The 16,188-nt window shown below is 35.9% G+C and carries 14 protein-coding genes; 5 read left to right on the top strand and 9 right to left on the bottom strand.

Going from position 1 to position 16,188, the window contains the following annotated elements:
• Positions 1–166: 166 nt before the first annotated feature.
• Both FH144_RS01470 and FH144_RS01475 read left to right on the top strand, forming a co-directional pair.
• Positions 167–847 carry a type 1 glutamine amidotransferase domain-containing protein gene (locus FH144_RS01470; RefSeq protein WP_198612263.1) on the top strand — a complete coding sequence of 227 codons (681 nt, stop codon included), beginning with the start codon at positions 167–169 and terminating at the stop codon, positions 845–847.
• A gap of 385 nt (positions 848–1,232) precedes the next feature.
• Positions 1,233–2,456: a hypothetical protein gene (locus FH144_RS01475; protein ID WP_242313377.1), complete on the top strand. Its 1,224-nt coding sequence runs from the start codon at positions 1,233–1,235 to the stop codon at positions 2,454–2,456.
• 123 nt (positions 2,457–2,579) lie between these two features.
• Here the strand turns inward: FH144_RS01475 and FH144_RS01480 are convergent, their stop codons facing one another.
• Entirely contained in the window at positions 2,580–3,518 is a 939-nt protein-coding gene (locus FH144_RS01480; RefSeq protein WP_242313378.1) for an ABC transporter substrate-binding protein, read from the bottom strand.
• Between the two features lie 100 nt (positions 3,519–3,618).
• Between FH144_RS01480 and FH144_RS01485 the strand changes: the two genes are divergently transcribed.
• Entirely contained in the window at positions 3,619–4,323 is a 705-nt protein-coding gene (locus FH144_RS01485) for an alpha/beta hydrolase (RefSeq protein WP_242313379.1), read from the top strand.
• Positions 4,324–4,389: 66 nt separating this feature from the next.
• Here FH144_RS01485 and FH144_RS01490 read toward each other — a convergent pair whose 3' ends face one another.
• Together FH144_RS01490 and FH144_RS01495 are read right to left on the bottom strand one after the other, a co-directional pair.
• Complete coding sequence (locus tag FH144_RS01490) at positions 4,390–5,247, bottom strand: ABC transporter substrate-binding protein (protein WP_107507346.1); 858 nt, start codon at positions 5,245–5,247, stop codon at positions 4,390–4,392.
• Positions 5,248–5,411: 164 nt separating this feature from the next.
• Positions 5,412–5,666, bottom strand: a complete 255-nt coding sequence (locus FH144_RS01495; RefSeq protein ID WP_242313380.1) for a DUF3923 family protein — start codon at positions 5,664–5,666, stop codon at positions 5,412–5,414.
• Between the two features lie 194 nt (positions 5,667–5,860).
• On the opposite strand from FH144_RS01495, the gene FH144_RS01500 reads away from it, so the two are divergent.
• Positions 5,861–6,484 carry an SDR family NAD(P)-dependent oxidoreductase gene (locus FH144_RS01500; RefSeq protein ID WP_242313381.1) on the top strand — a complete coding sequence of 208 codons (624 nt, stop codon included), beginning with the start codon at positions 5,861–5,863 and terminating at the stop codon, positions 6,482–6,484.
• Positions 6,485–6,675: 191 nt separating this feature from the next.
• Here FH144_RS01500 and FH144_RS01505 read toward each other — a convergent pair whose 3' ends face one another.
• Together FH144_RS01505 and FH144_RS01510 are read right to left on the bottom strand one after the other, a co-directional pair.
• The gene (locus FH144_RS01505) at positions 6,676–7,749 is read right to left on the bottom strand and encodes an NAD(P)-dependent alcohol dehydrogenase (protein WP_242313382.1); all 1,074 of its coding nucleotides are present in this window, start codon (positions 7,747–7,749) and stop codon (positions 6,676–6,678) included.
• Positions 7,750–8,169: 420 nt separating this feature from the next.
• Positions 8,170–9,582 (bottom strand): NAD-dependent succinate-semialdehyde dehydrogenase, encoded by a 1,413-nt coding sequence (locus FH144_RS01510; protein WP_347341111.1) that lies wholly within the window; start codon positions 9,580–9,582, stop codon positions 8,170–8,172.
• A gap of 218 nt (positions 9,583–9,800) precedes the next feature.
• Here FH144_RS01510 and FH144_RS01515 point away from each other — a divergent pair, with 218 nt between their 5' ends.
• Positions 9,801–10,223, top strand: coding sequence for a hypothetical protein (locus tag FH144_RS01515; RefSeq protein ID WP_242313383.1), 423 nt, complete (start codon positions 9,801–9,803; stop codon positions 10,221–10,223).
• A gap of 236 nt (positions 10,224–10,459) precedes the next feature.
• Here FH144_RS01515 and FH144_RS01520 read toward each other — a convergent pair whose 3' ends face one another.
• From FH144_RS01520 to FH144_RS01535, 4 genes are all read right to left on the bottom strand, one after another.
• Positions 10,460–12,163: an ABC-ATPase domain-containing protein gene (locus FH144_RS01520; RefSeq protein ID WP_242313384.1), complete on the bottom strand. Its 1,704-nt coding sequence runs from the start codon at positions 12,161–12,163 to the stop codon at positions 10,460–10,462.
• 172 nt (positions 12,164–12,335) lie between these two features.
• Positions 12,336–13,118 carry a glucose 1-dehydrogenase gene (locus FH144_RS01525; RefSeq protein WP_107507339.1) on the bottom strand — a complete coding sequence of 261 codons (783 nt, stop codon included), beginning with the start codon at positions 13,116–13,118 and terminating at the stop codon, positions 12,336–12,338.
• A 15-nt stretch (positions 13,119–13,133) separates the two neighbouring features.
• Positions 13,134–14,396 (bottom strand): MFS transporter, encoded by a 1,263-nt coding sequence (locus tag FH144_RS01530; protein WP_347341112.1) that lies wholly within the window; start codon positions 14,394–14,396, stop codon positions 13,134–13,136.
• Positions 14,397–14,435: 39 nt separating this feature from the next.
• Positions 14,436–16,043 carry a xylulokinase gene (locus FH144_RS01535; RefSeq protein ID WP_242313385.1) on the bottom strand — a complete coding sequence of 536 codons (1,608 nt, stop codon included), beginning with the start codon at positions 16,041–16,043 and terminating at the stop codon, positions 14,436–14,438.
• Positions 16,044–16,188 lie beyond the last annotated feature (145 nt).

Below are 16,188 nucleotides of genomic sequence, written 5' to 3' on the forward strand. Positions count from 1 at the left end.
CTCTCCTCTCTCTATATATAGATAGTAATGTGTTAAGTATAGAGAAGTTAGACATACGGCACAATAAATTAACTTTGTGAAAAGGTATAGCCACTCGTGTCAGTTCAGTTTTTTAATTTTCGAAAAAGGGTAAACAGTGAACTAGCAAATTACTAGGAGGCTAATTATGGCTAAAGCATTGGTCGTTGTTACAAGTGTTTCAAAATATCCTGATATGAACCGTCCTACAGGTTTATGGTTTGGCGAAGCAGTTCATTTCGCAGACGTACTATATAACAATGGATATGATGTGGATTATGTCAGCCCACAAGGTGGCTATACGGCAATTGATCCACAAAGTTTACAAGAAGATATGATGACGGACTTAGACTGGAAATACTATCAAGACAAAGACTTCATGACACGTCTTGGTCACACGCTCACACCAGACGCAGTTAAAGCTGAAAATTACGACATTATTTATTTCGCAGGTGGCCACGGTACAATCTGGGACTTCAAAGATAATGAACAATTACAAACATTAGCCCGTGCTATCTATGAACAAAACGGTACAGTATCATCTGTCTGCCATGGTGCAATTGGCTTATTAAACGTAACAGATAGTGAAGGCCGTAATATTATCGATGGCAAAACAGTTACAGGTTTCTCAAATAGCGAAGAACAAGCCGTTGGATTAGCAGATGTTGTGCCATATTTAACTGAAGATGAACTAAAAAATCGTGGCGCAAACTATCAACAAGGTGATAATTGGAGCGAATTCGCAGTAGCTGACGGACAAATTATCACAGGACAAAACCCACAATCTGGTAAAGCCGTAGCAGAGAAATTCTTAGAAAGTAAAAAATAACTTTTAAGACTCCCGGCATACTAATAAAATAAAGACTCGAAAAAAGTTGCCCTACATGTTCAGTGAACAATTAAATAATTAAAAAGAATGGTTGGTTTTGCATTAAGCAGAATCAACCATTTTCTATGTAATCTAATCCGTGCTCATTAAAATGAGCATTGAAAAACTTTTAGAGATTAATATAAGACTTTATAAAATATATCATTCAAAAATAGCATCCAATTTATATTACCGCCCCTTTTAAATAAAAAATATATATTAGACGTTTACAATTTTAAATAAATTATATAATACTTTATTAATATGTGATATTTTAGTTATAGGTAAATAAAATAATACAGTTTCATTAATATCAATTGTCTTTAAATTTAAACGAGGTGTTTTTGTGGAAAAGGTTAAGAATTTTTTAAAAAATTACAAATGGTATGTTATTGGTGGCGTCGTACTTTTAATTGCTCTTTTAATAGCAATTACTTTATTTGTTAAAAATAGTAAAGTTAACGTAGAAGACGATATCGAGGTTGAATTTAGTGGTTATGAAAAATCAGGCACTGCAGAAATTACAGGTAAATCTTATAAGAAAGCAATGAACAAGTTGTACGTCCGTGCATTAAAACAATCTAATTTTAAAAACAAAGAAATCTTAAATATGATAAAAAATGATAATACACATGATATAGATAAATCAAATTTAAATTATACTGATTTAGCGGGAATGAGTAAGGCAGAAAAGATAATGGAGAATGTTAGTTTAGATATAAAAAATAAAGAAAACTTATCGAATGGCGATAAAGTTCAAGTACAATTGAAAATTAATAAATCTTCTTCAAAAGAATATAGACTAAAAGCTAAAGAATTTACTAAAGAATTTAAAGTTCATGGTTTAAAAAAACCTCAAAGTCTTACAGCTAAAGATATCATTGAAGATTTAAATCCTAAATTCGTTGGTGTTAATGGTTCTGGTTCACTTACTTTGACAACTAAAGATGGAGATAAAAAACTATCAAACATTGCAATTTCTGATTATGAGTTTACTGTGCCTAATAATGGCAATTTGAAAAATGGAGATAAAATAAAATTAGAAATTCCTGAAAAATTAGTGAAAGACATAAATAGTAGTGGGTCAAATACATTTGAAGGCAAAAAAGATTATACACTTGAAGTAAAAGATCTTACTGACTTGAATAAAGTAGAAAATTTAGATCAAATTCTTGATAAAAATAATACTTTAATTAAAGATGAATATAATAGTAGTGATATAATAAAATATAGCACTGAAAACATAGCTAATTACTATAAAGTAAATATCGGTACTGAAAGTAGCAGTTCATTCTCAAAAGATGATAAAGAAATTAGTGAAAAAGTATCACCAACAACTTCAACTGAACCAATAAGTATTACTTTAGTTACGGCAACCAAAGTAACTGAAGCAAGCGAGTATGTTGATACTGAGGTAAATTATATTTATAAAGGTTATAAAAACTATAAACTAGAAAATAATAGACTTGTTAAAGATGATACAACTGTAAAAGAAGATTCATCTCCGAAGAAAGATAAAATGGATGAATTAGATACTGAACTTAAAGCTAATGGTTTCAAAAAGTTATAGTTCTATAAAATTTTTTAGATAATAATACAATAAAGGCTCGAAGGTCATGTCAATTAGACATTAACGATCTTCGAGCCTCTTATGTTAAAATTTAAGGTTTTTATTACCTCAAATTATATATAATTATTTATTATTATCTTTCATTTTTTTCAATTCTTTGAAGAAGATATCACGTTGTTTTTCTAATGAAATTGGATCATTGTATTGTGTATCGTTTACATCATAACGAATCACATGGTCTTTTTGGACAGCAGATAAGTTGTTCCAGAAATTCGTATTTTCAAAATCAGCTTTTTGTTTACCATTTTCAGCAACAACTACAATGTCACCTAAATAATCATTAAACTGTTCTGGATTAATTGGCATCGCGTATTGCTTACCAATATCTTGTTTCAATTTATCTGGTTGTTTCATACCATAACCACCATAAATGATTTCAGTTCCTCGACCAAGATGATCACTGAACGCCATTGTACCTTTAGGTGTTTGTTGAACAACTGTCGCTGTTTTACCATCAATAAATGGAGATAAAGCTTTCTTATCTTTCGCTAATTGTTTCTCCCAATCTTTAACCCATTTATCAGCTTGTTTTTTCTCTCCTACTAATTCACCAATTTGTTTTGTCGCATCTTTATAATCAATTTCTGTCATATTGAACGCTACAGTTGGTGCAATTTTTTGTAATTTCTTGATGTTTTTATCTTCAGCAGTAGTGATAATTAAATCAGGTTTCTGCTTTGTTACTTGTTCTACATTCGTATTGTCAAGACGGTCGATCCCTTTCGTCGCGTCTTTTAATGTTTTATTTTGATCTACAAAATCAGGCACCGCTACAGGTTTATGTCCAAATTTCACTAACGCGCCAACAAACGTTGGATGTAATACAACAATACGCTTAGGATCTTTAGGTACTTTAACTTTCTTGCCATCCGTAGTAAATGATTTTGTTGAACTTTGTTGATTATCAGATTTATTACTGTCACTCTTACTATTGTCGTTACCGTTACTACATGCAACTAATAATAACGCTAAACACAATAATATAGGTAAAAGTTTCTTCATAAATACAACCCCTTTATGTATAATTGATAACGATTATCAAAATCAATTATAGCAAATTCTCCACCAATTACTATATAATTTTTAAAAAAGGAGTAATTTTATGAAAAATACCTATACCTTCACCTTTCAAGACCATACTATTATCATTCAACTACCACGTTTCTACTCAAAAAAGCCTACACGCCACTACCCAGCAGTCCTCACTCAAGACGGCGATAGCTTATTTAAATCAATTCAACGCCACGACGTCATCTTCATCGGCATCGAACCTATTGACCGCGCTCACGACTACACACCTTGGATGACGGAACACAACTTAAACGGCGGTGGCGCAGATAACTATCTGACTTGGCTCACAACCGAACTCATCCCACACCTTAGACACCACTACCGCATCTCACCAAACAATGACGACCTTACCATCGCAGGCGCATCATACGGAGGCTTACTCACACTCTACGCCCTCCTCACCATGCCCGACCAATTCGGCAACTACATTATCCTATCACCATCCATGTGGTACCCTGACATTTTCTCTCTTTTTGGAAAAGGCAGTCCCGCCCTATCTAATAAGAAGATCTATTGGTACGTTGGTGGCCACGAAGGCATGAAACACACTAAAGTTATCAAACCTATGGTTCGCAACAATAAACTGGCCGTACAAAAAATACAGCCATTGCTTACAAAATCTCACACAACCTTCATATTTGAGACTAATAAACATGGCATCCATCGTCAGTCATTCTTCACATATTATTTCAAACGCGGGTTACGGAAACTAAAAATCAACAAAAAAGGTAGCTAAAGCTTCACTATTGCGAAGCTCCGCTACCTTTACATTAATGTTCAATTTGGGGAATGAACAACGTTATTATTCTTCAACTTTTGTTAAGTCTTCTAAGATTAATTCTGATGCGATAAGGCCACGATATTTAGCCCAACGTTCACGGTTAACTTCGTGTACACGATTATGTTTAACCGCTTCAACTTGTTTCCAAGCATCAGATTCTTTTAAGTTGTCATAGTCTTTTTGATTATCGTCATCAACCATTACTACAATACGTTCAGGATTAAAGTCAGCAAGTTTGTCTGCTTCTACTTTTAAGTAGTCAGCACCCATATAGCCTGGTAACTTACTTTCATCATCTTTAGAAAGTGAACTATTGAAGCCAACTTTGTTTAAGAATTGGCCTACATAAGAATCAGAAGCATGCACGTATAAGCCTTCGCTTGTAGGAACAGCTGCGATAGTTGTTTTATCTTTATCAAGTGTTACATCTTTACTTAAATCTTCTACTTTTTGATTGTGCTCTTTTACAAGTTCATTACCTTTATCTTCTTCAGATACGATTTCAGCAACTTGTTTGAATGTTTCAACACTTTGTTCATAGTTTGCATCAAAGCTATCTAATAAGACAGTTGGTGCAATTTGATTTAATTCATCAAAGATTTTTTCGTGTCTACTTTTATCCGCTAAGATTAATTGTGGTTCTGCTTTTTTAATTGCTTCAGTATCTGGTTCTAAACGTGTACCTACTGATACGTAGTTACTAATACGATCTCTAATTGAAGCATCAATATTGTGTTTATCGTTATCGTCTGCAATACCTGTAATATTAATGTTAAGTTTTCCCAATGCTTCACCAAATGAATATTCTAACGCTACGGCTGATTCTACTGTTTCAGGTACGTTTACTGTTACACCATTTGTTTTGATTTCTTTAGTCATAATTAAAAATCCCTCCGAATGAGAATTCTTATCATTTTTCCTTACAATAATAGTATTTACGTTTAAAAACTTTTTAAACATAAATATGTAGGATGAAATATTTTTAGATGATGAGAACAGTCGCATGACAAGGGTTTAGAACACATGAGAATTTTCAAATCAATCTATTCATTTAAGTGCAAGTCGGTAGGCTCTTTCTTTTGTCCTACTACTATATTAATAATCATCCATATGAGTTGTATAACTAAAGGTATAATATAAAAAATGGCTAGAACTATAAATGCTGCTAGTTTAGCTTCAAACGTTTGAGTAATTCCCGAAGCATCTACATCTCTCACCCATATAAACACAGACATTGCTATAAATGTAATTGTCCAAAATAAGCTAACAATCCACCAGGCGATCCAAGATAGTTTCATAAAAAGCACTCCTTTTATAACAATCGTATCATTAAGTATCTTTTTATTCTAACGGGCAATAATTATTTATCTAAATCATTTTAATTAAGATAGACTACTTGTCTACTTTTCCAAGCGCTAATCTTTCAATCTATAACTATTTATATGCTAATGTAGGTGTATGTAATTTCCATAATTAAAAGGGAGAGATTGATATGGGACAGAAAGTTTTAATTACTGGGGCCAATAAGGGGATTGGCTTTGAAACTGCTAAGCAATTAGGTGCTAAGGGTTGGACAATCTTATTAAGCGCTAGAAATGAACAAAGGGGCATGGCAGCGGTTGAAGCACTCCAACAACAAGGTATTTCTGCGAAATGGATTAAAATTGATTTAACTGATACTAATACCATCCATGCAGCTGCTGATGACATTAAAGCTAATCATCCAGATGTAAAATTATTAATTAATAATGCAGGTATTTCAGGTGATATGGATGCGTCAGCGTTAGATGTTGATGTTGAAGAATTAAAAGCGCTCGCTGATGTGAATTTCTTTGGCAATTTTGAAATGATTAAAACCTTTACGCCAATTTTAGCGCGTAACAAAGGTAGAATCGTAAATTTAACTATTCCGCTTAAACCTAGTGTCTTCTTCCATCCATTTAGTTATATTGCTACGAAAGCACCGTTAAATGCGATGATTAAGTTATTTGCTAGAGACTTTAAGAAAAATAATATACCTGTCGAAATCTTTGGTGTTATGCCAGGTGGCGTGACAACTGACCTAAATAAAAACATGAAAGGCTTCTATATGCGTAGCGTGAATGAAGCTGCTTAATCTATCGCAAAGGTAGCTACTGACAAGCATAACCACAATGGAAAAATCTTATTAAGAGTATTGCCGTTTAAATTATCTAAAAAATAAAGTTTAGTAGGATAATACTTTAATATTTAGTATAAAAAATGCTATTCAAATACACATTAAAACCCCTCACTACAACAATAGTGAGGGGTCGTTTATATCCATCTCTATTTATCTAAGAAACCATTTGGATAAACCATAACTTTCAAGGCATCGCCTTTACTTGTACGTGTCAGTTCCATAGCTTGTTTTGTATCTTCAAGTTCAAATTGGTGTGTGAACATTGAATCTAAGTCTGCGTCTGTTGTGCTTAAGATTTGTACACCTTGTGGGTACGTATTTGCATATCTAAACACGCCGACGATATTAATTTCGTGGTTAGCGATAAATGGTACGTTAATTTCGTTCATGTCTTCTTGTGGTAAGCCGACAATTGCTAATGTACCGCCATCTTTTAATGAATTTAACGCACTTCTTAAGGCAATTGGGTTACCTGCTGTTTCAATCGCATAGTTTACGCCTTGGCCGTCTGTAATTTCATTAATACGTTCAACTACATCATCATTTTTAATATTAATTGTTGTTGTAGCACCTAAACGTTTCGCTTCTTCTAGACGATTTTCTTCTAAGTCAGAAACGATGATGTTTGTGGCACCGTAAGCTTTAGCAGCAACAACAGCCATTAAGCCTACAGGACCCATTCCCATAATAACTACAGTTGATCCTGGTTTAATATCAGCACGTTTACATGCTTGTAATCCTACTGAGAATGGTTCGATTAATGTTGCTTGCTCGTATGTCACTGTATCAGGAATATGGTATAGGAAGTCTGCCGGGTGGCTAACATACTGACAGAATGCGCCGTCATATGGAGGTGTTGCCATAAATTCCATATGTGGACATAAGTTATATTTTCCTGATTTACAATATTCACATTCACGACATGGTTCGCCTGGTTCGATAGCTACACGATCTCCAACTTTGAAATCTGTTACTTCATCCCCAATTTTAGCTACCATACCTGCACATTCGTGACCTAAGACGATTGGTTTTTCAACTACGAATTCGCCTACACGTCCGTGTGCATAATAGTGTACGTCTGAGCCACATACGCCTACTGCCATCACTTTAACTAAGACATCTTTAGGTCCGATTGAAGGTACGTCTCTTTCTTTAATTTCAATATCATATGGTTCATTCATTAATGCAATATTCATTTTCTCTGGAATCGTTTCACTCATTGTTAACATCCTCCTAGGTTTATGTATCTACTCTATATTTTTCCATTTAAAAGTATTTATGTAAACGATTTCATGCAAATTTGAGTAGTAATTTTAAACAGAAAGAATGTTTTAACAATATTTTTTAGTGTAAAAATAATCTTACTTTTTAAAATATAAACAAACCGTAACGATTCCTATCATTACGGTAGTTACAAGCCTTTTTACCACCTAAAAAAACTAATGAATAATAAAGAAAATGGCACTCTATTTAAATAAATAGAAATGCCATCCTCTTATATAAAACCTTATATTGAACGAAGTATTTTGAAGGGATAAGTTTTGGCAGTAGTTGACTGAAATGAAGATACGTCCAATCTGTACTTTCTTCATTTCTAGTCAACCTTGCCGGGGAAAGACTACGAAATCTTCGAAATTACATTAGATTTCTGTCTTGCTCCCTGTCTTGCTCCCGCTCCCACCAATAGAAAGATATTTAGTTTCTAAGTATGGTTCGATACCTTCTGTACCACCTTCACGTCCATAACCACTTTCTTTCATACCACCAAATGGCGCATGTGCAGCTGATGGTCCACCGTCGTTCCAACCAATCACACCATAATCAAGTGCATTGTATAAATGGAAGCCAGTACGGTAATCATTTGTGAAGAAGTACGCAGCTAAGCCAAATTGTGTATCATTAGCCATTTGAATCGCATCATCTAAATCTGAATATGTCGCTACAGGTACAATTGGGCCAAATGTTTCTTCTTGCATAGCTAACATATCTTGAGTCGCTCCTGATACTACGACAGGTTTTAAGAAATTGCCACCTATTTCTTGTGCTTCATCTAATGAACGTGACAATTTAGCCCCTTTGTTTTCGGCATCTTTAAGCTGATTGACTACCTTTTTCACACCGTCTTCATTAATTAATGGCCCAATTGTGACATTGTCATCCATGCCATTTCCTACTTTTAAGTCGTGAACTTTTTGCGTAAGTTGGTCCACAAACTCTTGTTCAACGTCTTTATGAACGTAAACACGGTTAGCACAAATACACGTTTGACCTGCGTTACGGAATTTAGAGGCAATCGTTTGATCGACCGCATACTCAATATCTGCATCGTTATGAACGATAAGTGGTGCTAAGCCGCCAAGTTCCATTGTGACATTTTTAACGGAATCTGCAGCTTGTGCAATTAATTGTTTACCTACGTTTGTTGAACCAGTAAATGTAACTTTCTGTATTTGAGGATGTGTCGTAAATAATTCGCCAGCGTCTTTACCTGACATTACTACATATTGAACAGCATCTTTAGGAATGCCCGCTTCATGAGCTAATTCGATTAAGCGAATCGTTGTTAAAGGTGTTTGCGTCGCTGGTTTACAAACAATCGTACAACCTGCTGCGAGTGCAGGCGCAATTTTACGTGTAATCATTGCTGCCGGGAAGTTCCATGGCGTAATCGCACCGACCACACCTACTGGGAATTTCTTCACGATAATATTTTTATCAGGTGTATTTGCCGGAATGGTACGTCCATAAATACGTTTAGCCTCTTCCGCATACCATGACACATAAGAATTAGCATAATCCACTTCGCCATGTGCCTCTGCTAACGGTTTGCCACCTTCTTTAGTAATCAATTCTGCAAGCTCATCTTTATGTTCATTGATTAAGTCAAACCATTGAGATAACTTTTGCGCACGTTCATGAGCATCTACTTCTCTCCAAGATTTAAATGCTTCATGCGCCTTTTCAATTTGTTGTTTGGCCGTTGCTTCATCTGTATAGTCTAATGTTTTGATAACTTCATTTGTTGCTGGATTGAATACGTCTAATATTGTCACATTCATCCACCCCTTTTTAGAATTAATATCATAAGTATATACCCGCCTTATGCGATAATCTATCAATCCGTTTCTCCTAGCTTTAACTTAATTCTTTGGAAAATGTGGACGTCAGAAGGTAAAATTTTCAAGTAAAGATGTAAAATATATCGAAAATTTAAAAATTTCTCATAATTGTGATACACTTTTTATAACAATTGTTTAAAGAAGGTGAAGCTATGTCGCGTATGGACTTACAGCCTTTTCGAAATAAAACAGTAAACGTAGTCGGACGAGTAGAGAACATTGCGATTAAACGCCGTCTTAAATATACTAACGCTCCAAACCCGGCCACGATGCTACTCAAAGAAGTGGTTATCGCTGGATGCCATTTTGACCATATATGGGTTAAACTACCTAAAAAATATTATCTTGATCGTGAGCGATTATTGAATCGTGAAGTGCAATTTAAAGGGAAGGTTAAATTGTATGTTAAAGAAGGCCAATATGGTTTTGTGGAAGATTATGGAATAGATGATATTCAAGGGTTAAGTACGTTAATTAGAGAAGATGTACCTACATATCATGGAAAGGCTCAAGAACAGGAGTTTTCTATGGAATTTTTCTTGCGTCTCTTTGAAGAGCGTCCTTCAGAAACATAAAGCTCCGTATTGTTTGGCTCGCTTTCTTAAGGGGTCTGGCTAAGCCATGGTCTTAGCCTAGCCCTGACCCTTCAAGAGTCTCGCCACAATACTCCGTATGTATATTTAAATTTTGAAATAAGTAAGAAAAACAATGAGAGAAATCTAATGTTATTTCAAAGATTTCGTAGTCCCCCTACAATAATTTAAAAAAGGTAATTCTTATCGAGTATTCGATAGGAATTACCTTTTGCTTTCTACTTCACTTTTAATCCTCGGTAGCGATTTAATGTGCCGATAAATTCTTGTTTACGTGGTAAGGCTAAATTGCCTGGGTGTCCGTTAAAGTTTGATATCGCACCAAGTCCATCTTTTTCAATCAATGCATACATTTGGTTCGTTGCTTCAATCAAGCTAGTGTGGCCATCTATCGCATGATGTCTAAAGTAATCTATCATGACCGTTAAGGCATTCGTTTGGCTAGCATCAACTAATTGTTCCAGACCAGATATATCGATACCTTCTTTACCATACGTAATCGTATGCAGACCTTTCGCTTTCAAACGATCATCTTTCCCCTTTTTGGAAAATGAACTACCTAAAGGCACACGAGATGGAATGTCACCAAAGTGGTCGTATGACTCGGTCGTGCGCTTGTAATCATCTGTATTAGCGATAGCTTTAGCATCGTCTGTCACATCTTTCAAGTGATATTCATCCATCATCAATACTTGATCAGCCACATCGAAATAGTCACCAGAACCACCTACGATTAAGATTGTTGAAACCTTATAATCATCATACAGTGGCTTCACTTTACTAGAGAATGGCGTAATTGGTTCTTTATCAGGAGCGATAAGCTTTTGCATGCGTCCGTCACGAATCATAAAGTTTGTCGCAGACGTATCTTCGTCGATAAGTAATAACGATGTTTGAGCTTCCAACGCTTCCATGACATTTGTAGCTTGAGATGTACTACCACTCGCATTTTCAGTTGAAAAGCGTGTCGTATCCTTCTTGCCAGGTAGATTATCAATAAACGGTTGAATGTTCACATTTTGAATACTACGGCCATCTTCAGCACGTATCTTCATTGCATCTTCGCGTGTTAATACAAACTCACGTCCGTCATTAAGTACATGGTTATAGACGCCACGTTCTAACGCTTCTAGTAATGTGGATTTACCGTGATAACCACCACCTACGATGAGCGTAATACCTTCTGGAATAGACATCCCTGTGACTGCCTGACCACTTGGCAAGTTAAATGTCATTTCGAATTTTTTAGGGCTTGTAAATTGAATAGCGCCTTTCATAGGTTCATCTGAGACACCACTTTTACGTGGTAAAACTGAATCATTAGCTACAAAGGCAACTAAGTTTTGTTGTTGAAGTTGTTCTCTTATATACGTTTGATCTAGTTTTAACTCAACTTGTTTACGTAATGCATCTTGATTAATATGTTGATACATTAGCGCTTGATCGACGATTTGTGGTAAACCTTGAATCAACGTATGGGCTGCTGCTTTTCCAAGAATCTTACGGCCTGCAGCTGGCATACCAACTTCAATGTTAATTTCAATCTCTTTATCATGAATCACTACAGCCGTACGTTCTAATATCTCTTGGCCACAATGGTCGATAAAGATTTTACCGTTTTTGCCTGAACCTTTAACACTATGATTAAAACGTTGCGTTTGTTGATTAAATGTACGCGTTAAAAAGTCAGCTACGGCTAGACGTTTGTCTTTCGTATCTAATAAGTCGTTCGGAAGTTGTGTAGTAGAGCGCTCAATGAAGAGCTGCATTTTGGAAGGTGGTGCGAAAGGATCGACTTGGACATGGTCTATCGCAAGACGAAATTGATCAAAGGCATAGATACCTTTAGTTTTTTTATAAGCACCATATTTCTGTCCATCTAAGGACTTTAGCGTCTTTTCGAGTTCTTTAGCGCGTTTCATTATGATTCCTCCGTTCAAAGTGTCTAACTACAGTCTACCCAACCTACACCCATCCCATAACTTCATATAGAAAATTAGTTATTAAAAAGCCATCTCCAACGTTAATCGGTAGAGATGGCTTTGTTATTTATATATTCAAATAATAGTATTTATCGTAATAGTGTACGACGCATTATAACGCAGTGTAACCACCGTCGATAGTGAAGACACTACCTTGTGCGAATGATGAAGCATCAGAAGCTAAGTAAACTACGATACCACCTAATTCTTCAGGCATACCTGGACGACCCATTGGAGTTGCACCCATCCAGTAATCAATCATTTCGCCGCCTGTATCAAACATTGGTTTAGTTAACGCTGTTTTCATATATCCTGGCGCAATAGTATTTACTTTAATACCATATTTAGACCATTCCATTGCTAAACTTTTCGTTAACATAATTACGCCTGCTTTAGAAGCATTGTAAGACGCTTGTTCTTGAGGTTTATTGGCAATTAAACCTGACATTGAAGAAGTATTGATAATTGAACCATAACCTTGTTTAATCATTTGACGACCTACTGATTGTGCTACTAAGAACACACCGTTTAAGTTCAAGTTGATAACTTTTAACCAATTTTCATAAGAAACGTCTTCAGCTTTTTCGTTAATTGTCATACCAGCATTGTTAACTAAAATATCAACTTTGCCATATTCATTAACAACGTCTTGAACCATTTTGTTAACGTCATCAGGATTTGTAACGTCTACTTTTAATGCTGTTGTTTTTACGCCTTCTTTTTCCGCAATTTCAGATGCAGTTTCTTGCGCTAAGTCTAATTTAATATCTGCAATAACGATATCTGAACCAGCTTGTGCTAATGCTTCAGCCATTGCTTTACCAAGACCCATTGCGCCTCCTGTTACGATTGCTACTTTTCCATTTACTCTAAATTGATCAATAATGTTTGTCATTTTTCTCTCACCCTTTTAATTTGTATGTACTTGTTTTGTTGGTTGTTGCACTTTCATAAAGAACGTCAAGATAAAGCCAATAACGTAGATAATTGCGTATACCCAAATTGTTACTTCTACTGAAGCAAAACTTAATGTGATTGACGCAATTGTTGGCCCAATAAAGTTACTTAAGCCAGCTGCTAAGTTATGAATAGATACTGCCGCACCTTTATGTTCTGGTACTAATGTTGGGAAGATCGCTGACATTGGCACGAATGCTGCTACCGCGAAACCTAACATTAAGGCGATTAATGTTGTAACGAAGAAGTTTGGACCACTCCAGGCTGGTAAGTAATAGAAAGCCAATGTTGAAATGGCCATACCAATACAACCGAACCAACGAACTTGGCGTACCCAACCAATCTTGTCACCAACGATACCCCAGAATAAGTTAGTAAAGATTGTTACGGCGTACATAAGACCCCATACACGTAACCATTCAGATGTTGTGAAACCGAAATCGTCGGTGAACACACGTGGCAGGAAGGCTACTAAACCGAATAAAGATAATTGGTTGATAATACGTACTACGAAAGCCACTGCAACTTGTTTATTGCCTAGAATTGTAATACCGCGAACAAATTCGCTAAACATTTCTTTTTTAGACATACGTTTTGCTTCAACGTCTTCGCCTTTTTTATCTTTCACTAGGAACATAGCTATAAGTCCACCAATTACGATGAAGACAAGTGAGAACCATAATGTTCCCATTTCACCGATAACTGGAATTGAGAAACTTGGTAAATATGAACCTAATACACCAATACCAATTGAATACATCGCCCAGAACCAACCCATAGCAGAGGCAAGTTTGTAACTAGGTGATGAATATGTAATCCATACTACGAAACTGTAAATAAACATTGGATATGCAAAGCCACGAATACCATACATAATTAACATCATGGCATAGTTTTGTTGCGCTAAGCCTAACGTTAAGAAACCTACATGGAAGATAACCCATATAATAAATGCGAACGTCATTACGCGACGTGGACTAAATATCTCTGCCAACACACCTGACATCCATGATGCAATGGCTACAACTGAGCCGTAAACTGCTAATACCCTACCAGCCTCTGACTGAGTGAAGCCAAGACTACCAATATATTTAGATAAAAATGCTTGTTCAAATCCATCGCCCGTCATAAAGATTGCTACAGCGATATAACCCCAAATTAACACCATAGGTAATCCTAAAAACTGACGATCTTGTTTTTGTATATCATTAGACACCGTAATCCCACTTTCTACCTTTGTTTAGTGTAATGCTTATTATTCTTCTGTCTTAAACTGCTCATGTGCAAGGCGTTCAAGTGGAATGCCTTGTTTGAAACGTTCTGTATAAGCTTCGAAACTTTCAATTTCTTCTTCAGTTGGCTCAATTGTTGTCGATTCTGTACCTTTGAAGGCGAAATCATTAAGATATGTCGCTAAGTTCGTTGAATCTTCTTCAATCATATATCGAGCTAACACTGCGATACCCCAGGCGCCACCTTCACTTGCCGTTTGCATTACACGCACTGGACTGTGAAGAGAAGCTGCTAGGAACGATTGAGCAACTTTTTCTGTTTTGAAAATGCCTCCATGACCAAACATGGAATCAATTTGAATATTTTCTTTTTCTTTCAATAAGTCGATACCAATTTTTAATGTACTGAACGCACTATAAATGTGTGTTTTCATTAAGTTAGCTAAGTTAAAGTTACTATCTACTGAACGTACTAACATTGGGTAACCATGTTGAACATCTGTAATAAATTCACCTGAAATATAGCCAAAGGATAATAATTTACCTAAATCTTTGTCGCCTTTTAAAGCGCTTTCAAATAATTTTGTAAAAAGTTCACCTTTGTCGTATTTCACGCCCATCATATCTAATACTTCGCCGAATAAATCGACCCAAGCATTAATATCTGACGTACAATTGTTAGCGTGAATCATGGCTACTTCATAACCATCTGGTGTAGTTACAATGTCTACTTCTGGGTACACATCTTTAATTGGTTGTTCGAGAACAATCATTGAAAAGATACTTGTACCTGCTGAGACATTACCTGTTCTTGGCGCTACACTATTTGTCGCAACCATACCAGTTGCCGCATCAGCCTCTGGCGCACAAAGTGGGCAACCTGCTTGTAGTTCACCATTTGGATCGACTAACTTAGCACCTGTTTCTGTTAGACGTCCCGCATACTCACCTGCTACGACGACTTTAGGTAAGATATCTCGAATATCTTGGGTGTATCCCTTTTCAGAGAAGAGCTTGTTAAAACGTTGAATAATATCTTGGCGATAATCTTGTGTTTCAATGTCGATTGGGAACATGCCTGAAGCATCACCTACACCAAGAACTTTCTCGTCAGTTAAGTACCAATGGATGTAACCCGCAAGCGTTGTCATGTAACTTACTTTGTCGACATGTGCTTCTTGATCTATTGCTGATTGGTAAAGCTGCGCGATACTCCAACGTTCAGGAATATTGACTTGAAAGTCTTCACGCAAGATTTCGGCCGCTTGGTTAGCATTGTTATTACGCCACGTTCTGAATGGTACAAGTAAATCATCTTTCTCATCGAACGGTAAATAACCATGCATCATACCGCTAATACCTAATGATGCCAGTTGCGTTACTGTTACATCGTATTTATCTTTTAACGCTTGAGTCATAGCACCATAACTTTTTTGAATGCCTACCCACGCGTCATTCATAGAATATGTCCAATAGCCATTTTCGTAGCTATTCTCCCATTCGAAAGAGCCTGTAGCGAGCGTCTGACATTGGTCATCAATCGCGATGGCTTTAATGCGCGTAGAACCAAACTCGATTCCTACAGTTAAATGCCCTTCTTCTATGTAGCGTTTAATGTCTGTATTATTCATCGTCTCACCTCACTTTATTTTTATGAAAACGTTATCATAGATATATCCTAGCACATGAAAATTTCATGAAACAAGAGAAACTTTTGCATTCTTTAAATTTTTAAAGTAAAAAAACACCTTTATCCACGAATTACATCAATGAGAT

This window comes from Staphylococcus sp. acrmy (assembly GCF_022690565.1).
GTDB lineage: Bacteria > Bacillota > Bacilli > Staphylococcales > Staphylococcaceae > Staphylococcus > Staphylococcus caledonicus.

Coding starts and splice junctions, on each gene's coding strand:
- FH144_RS01470 (WP_198612263.1), top strand. CDS start 167: ATGGCTAAAGCATTGGTCGTTGTTACAAGTGTTTCAAAATATCCTGAT.
- FH144_RS01480 (WP_242313378.1), bottom strand. CDS start 3,518: ATGAAGAAACTTTTACCTATATTATTGTGTTTAGCGTTATTATTAGTT.
- FH144_RS01485 (WP_242313379.1), top strand. CDS start 3,619: ATGAAAAATACCTATACCTTCACCTTTCAAGACCATACTATTATCATT.
- FH144_RS01490 (WP_107507346.1), bottom strand. CDS start 5,247: ATGACTAAAGAAATCAAAACAAATGGTGTAACAGTAAACGTACCTGAA.
- FH144_RS01495 (WP_242313380.1), bottom strand. CDS start 5,666: ATGAAACTATCTTGGATCGCCTGGTGGATTGTTAGCTTATTTTGGACA.
- FH144_RS01500 (WP_242313381.1), top strand. CDS start 5,861: ATGGGACAGAAAGTTTTAATTACTGGGGCCAATAAGGGGATTGGCTTT.
- FH144_RS01505 (WP_242313382.1), bottom strand. CDS start 7,749: ATGAGTGAAACGATTCCAGAGAAAATGAATATTGCATTAATGAATGAA.
- FH144_RS01515 (WP_242313383.1), top strand. CDS start 9,801: ATGTCGCGTATGGACTTACAGCCTTTTCGAAATAAAACAGTAAACGTA.
- FH144_RS01520 (WP_242313384.1), bottom strand. CDS start 12,163: ATGAAACGCGCTAAAGAACTCGAAAAGACGCTAAAGTCCTTAGATGGA.
- FH144_RS01525 (WP_107507339.1), bottom strand. CDS start 13,118: ATGACAAACATTATTGATCAATTTAGAGTAAATGGAAAAGTAGCAATC.
- FH144_RS01535 (WP_242313385.1), bottom strand. CDS start 16,043: ATGAATAATACAGACATTAAACGCTACATAGAAGAAGGGCATTTAACT.